The sequence below is a fragment of the Variovorax sp. LjRoot290 genome (assembly GCF_964253985.1).
GTDB lineage: Bacteria > Pseudomonadota > Gammaproteobacteria > Burkholderiales > Burkholderiaceae_C > Variovorax.
Window position 1 is genome coordinate 247,572 of record NZ_CAXURW020000001.1, and the last position, 11,895, is coordinate 259,466.

Genomic DNA, 11,895 nt, shown 5'->3' on the forward strand with positions numbered 1-11,895 from the left:
AATGCGCGCCGATCATAGGGGGCGGTGCAGCGTTACATTGCGGCGGATGTCGAAGCTCGCGAAATTCGGCGCCGTGCTGATGCTCCTCGCTCCCGTGCTGCTCGGCGGCTGTGCCACGCTACCCGCACCGGTGCCGGGCGTGCCGACGCACGCGATCACCGACGTCGCAGATACGCACCTGGCGCAGCTCGCCGCAAACGCTGCCCCGGCCGGGCAGTCCGGCTCCTCGGGCTTTCGCCTGCTGCCCGAAGCGCCCTTCGCCTTCGATGCGCGCATCTCGCTGGCCCGCCATGCCCGGAAGTCGCTGGACGTGCAGTACTACCTGATCCACAACGACGAAGTGGGCCTCTTGTTCCTGCGCGAGCTGCGCGACGCGGCCGCGCGCGGTGTGCGCGTGCGCCTCTTGATGGACGACCTCTACACGGGCGGCCAGGGCGAGCTGCTCCTCGCGCTGGCCGCGCACCCGAACGTCGAAGTGCGGCTGTTCAATCCACTGCCTTCACGCGGTGGGTCGCTGGTCATGCGGGTCCTGTTCTCGCTGCATGAATTCGGCCGCATCAACCACCGCATGCACAACAAGCAGCTGGTGGCCGACAACAGCTTCGCGGTCTCGGGCGGCCGCAACATCGCGAGCGAATACTTCATGCGCAGCACGTCTGCGAATTTCATCGACGTGGACCTGCTGTCCTGCGGACCGATCGTGCGCGAGATGTCCGACGCCTTCGACCGCTACTGGAACAGCGAGCAGGTGCGGCCGATCGGCAACGTGGTGCCGGGCGCGATGCCGCCCGAGCTTGCCCGGCGCCGTTTCGACGAGCTCGCAAGCGCGGCCGCGCCCGATGTGCCCCTGCGCCCGCGCGACGTGCTGGACCGCAGCGCCGTCGGCCAGCAGCTCGAGGCGGGCGCGCTCGACCTTTACTGGGCCAGCGCGCAACTGTTCGCCGACGATCCGGCCAAGATCACGCGCGCGAGCAGCGAAGAAGCCTATCGCGGCAGCGTGAACGAAGGCGCGCTCGGCGTGGTGAATTCGGCACGCAAAGCGGTGATGATCGTGTCGCCGTACTTCATTCCCGGCGAGCGTGGCATGGCGATGATGAACACGGCGATGGCGCGGGGCGGACGCATCGAGCTCGTCACCAACTCGCTGGGCGCCACCGACGAACCGCTGGTCTACGCGGGCTACGCGCGCTACCGCGCCGACATGCTCAGGATCGGTGTGACCATTCGCGAGATCGGGCCGGTGCTCAGCGGAAAGTCCGGCCGCTTCGGCGATTTCGGCAAGTCGATCAGCCGGCTGCATGCCAAGCTGGCGGTGATCGACGACAACCGCCTCTTCATCGGCTCCATGAACCTGGATCGCCGCTCGTCCTCGGTCAATACCGAGACGGGCTTGGTCGTCAACAGCGCCGAGCTGGTCGCGGACTTCAGGCGGCTCCTGTCAGGCGCGCGGACCAACATCTCATACCGGCTCCGACTCGCACCCGACGGCCAGCACGTGCAGTGGCTCGAGTACGACGAGGCCGGCAAGGACATCGTCCATGATGACGAGCCGGGCGGCTACTTTTGGCTGCGCTTCCAGAACTGGATGTTGTTGCCGCTGGTGGGCGAAGAGCTGTTGTAAGGAGTGCCATGAATCTCAGCCGTCGAGACCTCAATCGTGCCGCCCTGTGGCTTGCGCTCGCCGGCTGCGCTGCACCGCTGGCCGCCTGCGCGCAGGCCGCGCCGCGCTGGCGCTCGAACCCCTTCACGCTCGGGGTCGCGAGCGGCCAGCCGCGGCCGGACAGTGTCGTGCTCTGGACCCGGCTGATGCCGGATGCCGAAGATGAATCGGCCCGCAATGCCATGCCGGCCTGCACCGTGCGCTACGAGATCTACGGCGACGCCGCGCTGCAACGCCTGGTCATGCAAGGCGAGATCGTGACCGATGCCTCGCGCGCCTTCAGCGTGCACGTCCACGCGCAGGGCCTGGCGCCGCAGCGCGACTACTGGTATCGCTTCAGCTGCGGCGACGCGCAAAGTCCGGTGGGCCGCACGCGCACCGCGCCGGCGCCGGATGCGGATGTGCGGCGGCTGCGCTTCGCGCTCGCCTCCTGCCAGAACTACGAGCATGGCTTCTATGCCGCGCACCGCGAGATCGCCGGGCGCGAGCTGGACTTCGTGCTCTTCGTCGGCGACTACATCTACGAGGGCAGCAGCACGGCCCCCGAAATGCGCCGGCACGGCGCGCCCATACCGCACACGCTGGAGGCCTACCGCGAGCGCCATGCGCTCTACAAGCGCGATGCGGACCTGCAGGCGGCGCATGCCGCGCATCCGTGGATCCTGACCTGGGACGACCACGAGGTGGTCAACGACTACGCCGGCGACCGCGACCCGGCCTATACCGAGCCCGCGCTTTTCCTGGCCCGCCGCGCCGCGGCCTACCGGGCCTATTTCGAGCACATGCCGCTCGTGCTGCCGCCGCAGGGCGCGGCGATGCGCATCCACGACCGCTATGCCTGGGGCCGGTTGGCCGAGCTCTGGACGCTGGACTGCCGCCAGTACCGCAGCCACCATGCCTGCGCCGATCCGGCCCGTGATTCCGGCCGCGGGGTGATCGGCTGCGCGGAGCTCGCGGACCCGGCGCGCACCATGCTCGGCGCCGAGCAGTCGCAATGGTTCGCGCAGGGCCTGGCCGGTTCGAGGCGGCAGTGGAAGCTGTTCGGCCAATCCACCCAGATGAGCCCCACCGGCCTCGAGACGCCGCAGGGCCGCCAGACCTGGACCGACGGCTGGGACGGCTATCCCGAAGCGCGCCGGCGCCTGTTTCAGGGCGTCGCCGACGCCGGCGTCAAGGATGTGGTGGCGCTGGGCGGCGACGTGCACCGCTACGTCGCCGCCAATCTGCGCGTGCAGCCGAACGACCCCGGCTCGCCGGTGGTCGCGAGCGAATTCGTGGGCGGTTCGATCAGCTCGCGCGGCGCGAGCCAGGCTGCGATGGCACGCATGCGGCGCGACAACCCGGACGTCGTGCATGCCCGCGGCAACGAGCGAGGCTATGCGCTGATGGAGCTCACGCCCGAGGCGATGCAGTGCGAATTCCGCGCGACCGCGTATCCGGTGACGTCCGATGCGAGCTTCCACACGCAGGCGCGCTTTGCGGTCGAGGCCGGTCGGGCCGGGGTGCTGCCGGCCTAGATTCTTTCAGCGACGCGGCACTTCGATCAGCAAATCGGGCCTGAAGCCCTCCTGTTCGCCCTTGCCCATGTACCCCAGCGGGTTCGCGACCACGCGGCAGCCGTTCTTCACGTAGTCGAAGGCATGGTGAAGATGCCCGTGCAGCCAGAAGTCGGCGCTCGGCAGCAGCTCATCGAGCGAATTGCAGAAACCTGCAGTTCCCGGACTCAGGCCGTAGCGCGGATCGGCGCTCGCCAGCGTGGGTGCAAAGTGCGTGATCGCCACGGTGGGGCCGTCGAAGGGTTGGGCGAGCGCGTTGCGCAGCCACGCTTGGCACGTCAGTGAGTGCTCTCTCAGTGCGTCCGCCAGGAAGATCTCGCCCGAGCGCAAGGTGGCGGCTTTCTCGAGGTAGAAGTTCGCCGCGCGCATCGCCTTGCCGCGTTTCCTGAGCGCCTCGGTCATGGCGTCGGCCGGTTCGACCAGCGCATCGAAGTCGGCCCACAGCGTGGTGCCGATGAAGCGCACGCCCTCGATGACGCGGCTTTCGCGCTCCAGCCACAGGATGTCCAGCGCTTCGCAGAGCTCGCGCAGGCGGGCATGAACCGTGTCGAAATCGGCGTTGTCGTATTCGTGATTGCCCGGAACGTAGAGCACCGGCATCGGCCAGCCATGGCGAGGCGAGAAGCGGGTCAGCCCGAAATCGGGCTCGATGATGCGTGATCCGAGCTGATAGGAGCCGATATCGCCCGCGAGCACCAGCAGATCAGCGCCCGGCGCCGGTGCAATCTGGAGCTGGGGATGCACTTCCAGGTGCAGGTCCGAGAGCAGCTGAAGCTTCATGGCGCGCCAGTCTAGGCGAATATCCTCATGCATAACGTGCATGAGGAGGGGCTGGAAATACTGGGGAAAACCCTTAATCTTGGTTCCATCACCACTCCAACGCCGGCTTCGGGCCGTGCACCATCATGTTCAGCCTTGTTGCCCAAGTGGCACGTTTCTTCCGTTTCGAAACCATCGAAGTCCCCGCCAGCCCGGCCGCCGCGCTGATGGAAAGCGCCGACCACAGCGCCGGCATCGACGCCCATCACGCCCAGGAACTGCGCGCCGCCGCCAGCGCCTGGCTAAGCGTCGTCCGCTGAGCCTGCAAAGGCCGCCTCGGCGGAGCGCAGCAGCGCCTGCCGCAGCCATTCGTGCGCATGGCCGTGCTGCGCCCGCCGGTGCCAGATCGCATCGACGTGCACCAGCGGTTGCTGGAAGGGCAGTTCGCGCAGGACCAGCTGCTCGTCGATGCCCGTGACCTTGACGAAGTGGCGCGGCAGGACCGTCAGCAGATTCGAGTTGGCGACCACCCGTCCGGCAGTGAAGAACTGGTTGACCGTGACCACGATGCGCCGCTCCCGTCCCAGCGCGCCCAGCGTTTGGTCAATGAAGCCGTAGGGTCGGCCGGAGAAGCTCACCAGCAGGTGGCGTGCGGCGCAGAAGCTGTCGAGCGTCAGGGGCGCCCGCGCCAGCGGATGGCCGCGCCGCATCACGCAGACATATTCGCCGACGTAGAGCCGCTGCGTCTCGAAAGGCACCGCGGCATCGGACTGGCCGCGTGCCGCCAGGCTGGCGATCACGGCCGGGAAGTAGCCGATCGCCATGTCCACCTCTTCGTTCTCCAGCATGCGCCGGGGATCGCGGGTGGTCAGCGGCAGCACGCGCAGCGAGACGGCGGGCGCTTCCTTTTCGACGATCTGCACCAGGCCGGGGATCAGTTCGGCGGCCGTGGCGTCGGCCATGGCCAGCAGGAAGGTGGTGTCGGCAATGCCGGCATCGAATTCGCCCGGCGCCAGCGTGTGCTGCAGCTGCCGCAGGGCGTCGCGCACGGTCGGCCACAGCGCCAGCGCGCGCGGCGTGGGCTCCACGCCGCTGCCCGAACGGCGCACCAGCTCGTCGCCGAGCGTCTCGCGCAGGCGGCGCAGCGCATTGCTGACGGCCGGCTGGGTGATCGAGAGATTGCGCGCCGCGCGCGTGAGGTTGCGCTCCGCCATCACCTCGTCGAAGACGCGGAGCAGGTTGAGGTCGAGCGTGCGGAAGTTGACGTCCATCAGTCATGTGAATGATAGGCATCACGAAGATAAAGTGGTGGAACATTAGGGAAACTACTAATATCACCCCATCGGCTTCGGCCTTTCGTCCTTTTGGAGGGACTTCATCATGACCAGCTTTGTTCACGTAGACCAACCGGCCACTCACCCGGGCGTCGCCCGCGCGGAGGCCGTGATCGACCACATTCGCGTCGCACGCCGCAGCTTCGACGGTGCCCGCGGCCTGGCAGCGCTGCTGCTGGCCGCCATCGTCGCGTCCCTGCTCGTGGTGGCGGACAAGCTCATGTCGACCTGGAACGACGGCGGCCTGCTCGTCGCCTGGCTGGTGCTCTGGGGCGTGGCGTTCGCCGCCATCGCGTTCTTCGCCGGTACCGCACGCAGCCTGGCCGTCCGTGCCCTGTCTGCCATGCGCGCCGCAGCTCGCCGCCGTGCCGCGGCCCGCGCCGACGAGCAGTTCATGGCCTATGCGAAGCTCGATCCGCGCATTCTTCGCGACCTGCAGGCGATCGCTTCGCGCCAGGAAGCGGACACGGTCGAAGAGCCGGTGCTCGCCAAGCGCTCCGCCGATGCCGCGACGCCGACGCTCTACCAGGCGATGCGCCGCGTGAACCTCGGCCAGTACTACTGATCTTCTTTAACCTGAAAAAAAGCCGCCCTCGGGCGGCTTTTTTTTTGGGCGAGCGCAGCGATCAGGCTGCCAGGCGCTGCTCGATGGCGGCCTTGGTAGCCGACAGCTCCTTCGGCAGGTGGTGCGCCAGCTGCTGGAACAGCTCGGCATGCAGCTTCAGCTCGGCCTGCCAGGCGGCCTTGTCGATGTGGGTGACGGTGTCGAACTGCTCGGCGCTGAAGTCCAGGCCGGTCCAGTTGAGATCCTCGTAGCGCGGGCTGACGCCGAACACATGCTCGGTGCCCTCGGCCTTGTGCTCGATGCGGTCGATCATCCACTTCAGGACGCGCATGTTCTCGCCGTAGCCGGGCCAGACGAACTTGCCGTCCTCGCCCTTGCGGAACCAGTTGGTGGTGTAGATCTTCGGCAGCTGCGCGCCCAGGGCTTCGAGCTTCTTGCCGAGGTCCAGCCAGTGCTGGAAGTAGTCGCTCATGTTGTAGCCGGCGAAGGGCAGCATCGCGAACGGATCGCGCCGCACCACGCCCTGTTTGCCGCCGGCCGCGGCGGTGGTTTCCGAACCCATCGTGGCAGCCATGTACACGCCTTCGACCCAGTTGCGGGCCTCGGTCACGAGCGGCACGGTGGTGGAGCGCCGGCCGCCGAAGATGAAGGCGTCGATCGCCACGCCCTTCGGGTCGTCCCAGGCGTCGTCGAGCGCCGGGTTGTTGATTGCCGCGACCGTGAAGCGGGCGTTCGGATGCGCGGCCTTGGCGCCGGTCTCCTTCGCGATGGCCGGCGTCCAGTCATTGCCCTGCCAGTCGATGGCATGCGCCGGGGCTTCCTCGGTCATGCCTTCCCACCAGACGTCACCGTCGTCGGTCAGCGCCACGTTGGTGAAGATCACGTCGCGGTCCAGGCTGGCCATGCAGTTCGGGTTGGTCTGGATGTTGGTGCCGGGCGCGACGCCGAAATAGCCCGCCTCGGGGTTGATCGCGTGCAGCTTGCCGTCGGCGCCCGGCTTGATCCAGGCGATGTCATCGCCGATGGTCGTGACCTTCCAGCCTTCGAAGCCGGCCGGCGGGATCAGCATCGCGAAGTTGGTCTTTCCGCAGGCGCTGGGGAAGGCAGCGGCCACGTGGTACTTCTTGCCCTCGGGGTTGGTCACGCCGAGGATCAGCATGTGCTCCGCGAGCCAGCCTTCGTCGCGGCCCATGTTCGAGGCGATGCGCAGCGCGAAGCACTTCTTGCCCAGGAGCGCGTTGCCGCCATAACCCGAGCCATAGCTCCAGATCTCGCGCGTGGCGGGGTAGTGGACGATGTACTTGGTTTTGTTGCAGGGCCAGGCCACGTCCTTCTCACCGGGCTCGAGCGGCGCGCCCACCGTGTGCACGCAGGGCACGAATTCGCCGTCGGCGCCGAGCACGTCGTACACGGCCTGGCCCATGCGGGTCATGATCTTCATGTTGACCGCCACGTAGGGGCTGTCGGACAGCTCGATGCCGACGTGCGCGATCGGCGAGCCCAGCGGCCCCATGCTGAAGGGCACGACGTACATCGTGCGGCCTTTCATGCAGCCGTCGAACAGCGGTTGCAGGGTGGCACGCATTTCCGCCGGCGCCATCCAGTTGTTGGTGGGGCCGGCGTCTTCCTTCTTCTCGGAGCAGATGAAGGTGCGGTCTTCGACGCGGGCGACATCGCTCGGATCGGAACTCGCGAGGAAGGAGTTGGGGCGCTTGGCGGAGTTGAGCTTCTTGAAGGTGCCGGCGTCGACCAGGCGCTGGCAGAGCCGGTCGTACTCTTCGGTGCTGCCGTCGCACCAGTGAATGGCCTCGGGTTTGCACAGCGCGGCCATGTCGGCCACCCAGGCGATCAGCTTCGCATTCCTGACATACGAGGGCGCCTGTACGGTCAAACCCTTGAGAGGTGCGTTCATCAATGTGTCTCCTAAGTTGAAAAATCGTCTTTCCGAACGGGGCTCGGTGCCTGGAACAGGCGAGGTCCGTTGGAAAAAACGTTTCCCGTCTCGGGAGGCGAGGATCGATGCGGCCGGGTGGGCTCGTGCATCCTCGGTGGGCGGGGCGGCGCTCGGTGTCCGCCGGCGCCACAGCCGGATGTCAGGCCATGTAGACGGCGATGGATGCCAAAAGCAGCATCAGCACGCCGCCGGCCACCGGCAGGACAAGGGGCATCAGATGAACGATCGATTCGACGGCGTCGTTCTCGACGACGGCGTCTTGGCCGGGTTCGACAGGCGTTGGGTTGGACATCGTTGTTCCTTGGGTTCGCAAAACTGAGGCCATTTTACCGACTGGCCTGCGGATGGCCATCTAGGGGCTTGCCAGAGCTTTCAGCGCTGCTCGGCCGCTTCGAAACCGGCATCCCGCAACGCGTCGAGCACCGCCGACAGGTGGGGGCGCCCGCGGGTCTGCAGCACCAGTTCGATCTCGACGTTCTGCGCCGCCAGCATGGTGAAGGCGCGCTGGTGATGCACCTCATCGACGTTGGCGCCCGCTTCCGCCACAGTGGCCGTGATCTGGGCCAGGGAGCCGGGCACGTCGCGCGCGCTGACGCGCACGCGCGCGAGCCGGCCGGCCCGGACCATGCCGCGCTCGATGATCGCGGCCAGCAGCAGCGGGTCGATGTTGCCGCCCGAGAGCACCAGCCCGACCCGCTTGCCCTTGAAGCGCTCCGGATGCCGGATCAGCGCGGCCAGCCCGGCGGCACCGGCGCCTTCGACCAGCGTCTTCTCGATTTCGAGCAGCATCAGCACGGCCTGCTCGATGTCGCCCTCGTCGACCAACAGCAGGTCGTCGACCTGGGAGGCGATGATCTCGCGCGTCAGCACGCCGGGCGTGCCCACGGCGATGCCCTCGGCGATGGTGCTCGTGCCCTGGACGTGCTGCGTACCCTGAACGGCGTTGACCATCGCCGGAAAGCGCCGGGTCTGGACGCCGACGATCTCGATCCCCGGCTTGCGCGCCCGCGCCGCCAGCGCCATGCCGGCGATCAGGCCGCCGCCGCCGACCGAAACCACCAGCGTGTCGAGATCGGGCACCGCATCGAGCATCTCGAGCGCCACCGTGCCTTGCCCGGCAATGATCGCTTCGTCGTCGTAAGGATGGACGAAGGCCAAGCCTTCGCGCTCCGCGAGCGCCAGCGCGTGGGCGCGCGCCGCGTCCAGGGTGTCGCCGTGCAGTTCGATCTCGGCGCCGAAGCCGCGCGTGCGCTCGATCTTCACGCCCGGCGTGAAGCGCGGCATCACGATCAGCGCCCGGAGGCCGAGGCGCTGCGCGTGATAGGCCACGCCCTGGGCGTGGTTGCCGGCCGACATGGCGATCACGCCACGGGTGCCGGCCAGGGACAGGTCGACCAGCTTGTTGCAGGCGCCGCGTTCCTTGAACGACGACGTGAACTGCAGGTTCTCGAATTTGAGGAACACCTGCGCGCCGACGATTTCGGAAAGAGTGCGCGATTCCACGCAGGGTGTATTGAGCACTTGCCCGCGCAGGCGCACGGCGGCGCGTTCGATGTCTTCGATTCCAAGCATGGGCGGCATTGTGGCCGGATTCGCAACATCAGGGTTTTTACCGTTCCCGAGTCTTCCCCAAGCCAAAACTCTGCGCTATGGTCGCGCTCAGGTTCTCATTCTCCTAGCGTGAGGTTGTTCGATGGTCAAGCGTTCCGGGGTCGACGTGGTAGCGGCTGCTTCGCGCGGGCACGCATTGCCGTCGCCCGGGCTCAAGGAAGCGCCCGTGCTCGAGCTCATGTGCTCGCATTTCGTGCTCACGCTGGCGGCCAAGCAGGGGCCGCGCTTCAACGTGCGGCGCGACCTCAACGGCCTTCTTTCGCTCACCGGCCGGCACCTGGTGTGGCCGGCGCCGGTGCTCTTGCGCCTGCGCGAGTTCCTGGGGCGCCGCTGCGCGGGCAATGAGATCTGGAAGGGCGTCGAGAACTTCGACGGCCGCACGCTGCTGGAGCGCCACGGTGTCTGGCGCGGCCCTTATGAAGAAGGCACGCTGTTCTTCTACCTCGACGAATACGCCAAGGACCAGCCGAAGGACCTGCTCTCGGTGCTCTCGGTCACGCGCGACTGGCTCACGCATGCGCTGCGCAAGCAGTCGACCCTGGTCGAGAAGAACATCGACGCGCTCGCCGGCCTGCTGCAGCTCAACAAGGCCGAGCGCGCGCTGCTGCTCTACGGCACGCTGGCGCGCTACCAGCGCGACCTGCGCTCGCTGCTGGTCGAGTTCAAGGTCAACAACGCGCCCGAGGCCTACGCCGCGATCGCCGAGGTGGCCGGCGTCAATGCCAGCGATGTGGGCGAAGCGCTGCGCGCGGGCTCGCGGCTCGAGCGCATTGGCCTGGTCGAGAACCTGATCTCCGAGCACAACATCACCGACCTGGCCGACCTGATGAAGGTCAGCGAGAAGCTGCCGCCGGTGCTGATGCGCGAATACCGCGACCACAACGAGCTGATGGCCGTGTTCACGCGGCCGTCCGCGAAGAGCGCGCTGTCGGTGCAGGACTTCGCCTTCGTCCAGGACGACGCGCAGATGCTGGTCACCTTGCTGTGCGCCGCGGTGGCGCGCAAGGAGGCCGGCGTCAACGTACTGCTCTACGGCCCGCCCGGCACCGGCAAGACCGAGCTGGCCAAGGTGGTCGCGCAGGCCGCGGGACTCGAGCTTTTCGAGGTCGAGTACGCCGATCGCGACGGCAACTCGCTGTCGGGCCGCGACCGTTACCGTTCGCTGCAGATCGCACAGGTCTTTCTCAAGGGCAGCGCCCAGGCGGCGCTCTTGTTCGACGAGGTCGAAGACGTGTTCCCGCCGATCAGCACCGAGGCCGCCCAGCTCATGGCGCGCGCCGAGCAGGTGCCCGCCCCGGCCAGCGGCAGCGTGAGCGGCAAGGCCTGGGTCAACCAGATCCTCGAATCGAATGCGGTGCCCACGCTGTGGGTGACCAACCGCATCGAGCAGATCGATCCGGCCTTCCGGCGCCGCTTCGCCTACCACCTCGAGCTCAAGTCGCCGCCGCCCGGCGCGCGCGAGCAGCTGGTTCGCAAGACGCTCGAAGGCGTTTCGGTGTCCGAGGCCTTCACCGCCAAGCTGGCCGGCCGCAAGGGCCTGACGCCGGCGCAGATCCGCACCGCGGTGCGCTTCGCCGGCCTGGCCATGACCGAAGGCGCGTCGGTCGAAAGCCTGATCGAGCGGCAGCTGCGCAATGCCGATCTCGCCCTGGGCACGCCCGACGCCCTCGGCGCGCGCCGCAGCGTGACCACCTACGACCTCGGCATGCTCAACGTCGAGACCCGCTTCGAGATCCCACGCATCGTCGAGGCGCTCAAGGCGCGCGGCCACGGCACGCTGTGCTTCTACGGCGCGCCCGGCACCGGCAAGACCGCGCTGGCCGAACACATCGCCAAGACCATCGGCCGCCCGCTGATCATTCGGCAGGCGAGCGACCTGATGAGCAAGTACGTCGGCGAGACCGAGCAGAACATGGCGGCCATGTTCAAGGAAGCCGAAGCCGAGAAGGCGATCCTGTTGCTCGATGAGGCCGACAGTTTTCTGCAGGACCGCCGCGGCGCGCAGCGCACCTACGAAGTGACCGAGGTCAACGAGATGCTGCAGGGCATGGAGCGCTTCGACGGCATCTTCGTCTGCACCACCAACCTGCTCGACCGCATCGACCAGGCGGCGCTGCGCCGCTTCACCTTCAAGATCAAGTTCATGCCGCTGACCGGCGAGCAGCGCGAGCGCATGTTCGTCACCGAGGCGCTGGGCGGCGACGCGACCCGCATGACGAGCGAGATCACGCGGCGGCTGGCCCGCCTCCCGCAGCTTTGTCCGGGCGATTTCGCTGCCGTGAAACGCCAGACGGATATTCTTGCGGTCGAGTTTTCGGCCGCCGAGTTTCTCGATCAGCTCGATGCCGAGCACCGGATCAAGCCCGAAGTGCGCGAATCGCGCGGCATCGGCTTCGTCCAATAAGCAAGACCAACGCAATAGCCGCGCCGGGCACCGGCGCGCGAGGGAGAGCTTC

10 protein-coding genes are annotated in these 11,895 nt (G+C 67.5%); 5 read left to right on the forward strand and 5 right to left on the reverse strand.

The features are described from left to right. Positions 1-79 precede the first annotated feature (79 nt). Together ACSQ9A_RS01330 and ACSQ9A_RS01335 are read left to right on the forward strand one after the other, a co-directional pair. Positions 80-1,621, forward strand: a complete 1,542-nt coding sequence (locus tag ACSQ9A_RS01330; protein ID WP_436302417.1) for a phospholipase D family protein — start codon at positions 80-82, stop codon at positions 1,619-1,621. Positions 1,622-1,629: 8 nt separating this feature from the next. Then, a complete protein-coding gene (locus ACSQ9A_RS01335) occupies positions 1,630-3,177 on the forward strand; it encodes an alkaline phosphatase D family protein (RefSeq protein WP_436302418.1) in 1,548 nt (515 codons plus the stop codon). A gap of 6 nt (positions 3,178-3,183) precedes the next feature. On the opposite strand, the gene ACSQ9A_RS01340 is transcribed toward ACSQ9A_RS01335, so the two are convergent. Then, positions 3,184-3,996, reverse strand: a complete 813-nt coding sequence (locus ACSQ9A_RS01340; protein ID WP_436302419.1) for a metallophosphoesterase — start codon at positions 3,994-3,996, stop codon at positions 3,184-3,186. Between the two features lie 125 nt (positions 3,997-4,121). On the opposite strand from ACSQ9A_RS01340, the gene ACSQ9A_RS01345 reads away from it, so the two are divergent. After that, a complete protein-coding gene (locus ACSQ9A_RS01345; protein WP_436302420.1) occupies positions 4,122-4,295 on the forward strand; it encodes a hypothetical protein in 174 nt (57 codons plus the stop codon). On the opposite strand, the gene ACSQ9A_RS01350 is transcribed toward ACSQ9A_RS01345, so the two are convergent. Then, positions 4,278-5,246 (reverse strand): LysR family transcriptional regulator, encoded by a 969-nt coding sequence (locus tag ACSQ9A_RS01350; protein ID WP_093104397.1) that lies wholly within the window; start codon positions 5,244-5,246, stop codon positions 4,278-4,280. The two genes, ACSQ9A_RS01345 and ACSQ9A_RS01350, sit on opposite strands and share 18 nt — an antisense overlap. Before the next feature lie 109 nt (positions 5,247-5,355). Here ACSQ9A_RS01350 and ACSQ9A_RS01355 point away from each other — a divergent pair, with 109 nt between their 5' ends. After that, complete coding sequence (locus ACSQ9A_RS01355) at positions 5,356-5,874, forward strand: hypothetical protein (RefSeq protein ID WP_093104395.1); 519 nt, start codon at positions 5,356-5,358, stop codon at positions 5,872-5,874. Positions 5,875-5,935: 61 nt separating this feature from the next. Here ACSQ9A_RS01355 and ACSQ9A_RS01360 read toward each other — a convergent pair whose 3' ends face one another. The 3 genes from ACSQ9A_RS01360 to ACSQ9A_RS01370 all read right to left on the reverse strand — a co-directional run bounded on the left by ACSQ9A_RS01360 (position 5,936) and on the right by ACSQ9A_RS01370 (position 9,400). Continuing rightward, positions 5,936-7,786, reverse strand: a complete 1,851-nt coding sequence (locus tag ACSQ9A_RS01360; RefSeq protein ID WP_436302421.1) for a phosphoenolpyruvate carboxykinase (GTP) — start codon at positions 7,784-7,786, stop codon at positions 5,936-5,938. A gap of 181 nt (positions 7,787-7,967) precedes the next feature. Beyond that, positions 7,968-8,120 (reverse strand): hypothetical protein, encoded by a 153-nt coding sequence (locus ACSQ9A_RS01365; protein WP_170855540.1) that lies wholly within the window; start codon positions 8,118-8,120, stop codon positions 7,968-7,970. Positions 8,121-8,200: 80 nt separating this feature from the next. Further along, a complete protein-coding gene (locus tag ACSQ9A_RS01370) occupies positions 8,201-9,400 on the reverse strand; it encodes a threonine ammonia-lyase (protein WP_436302422.1) in 1,200 nt (399 codons plus the stop codon). 121 nt (positions 9,401-9,521) lie between these two features. Here ACSQ9A_RS01370 and ACSQ9A_RS01375 point away from each other — a divergent pair, with 121 nt between their 5' ends. Beyond that, positions 9,522-11,843, forward strand: coding sequence for an ATP-binding protein (locus tag ACSQ9A_RS01375; RefSeq protein ID WP_093104391.1), 2,322 nt, complete (start codon positions 9,522-9,524; stop codon positions 11,841-11,843). The last annotated feature ends 52 nt before the right edge of the window (positions 11,844-11,895 follow it).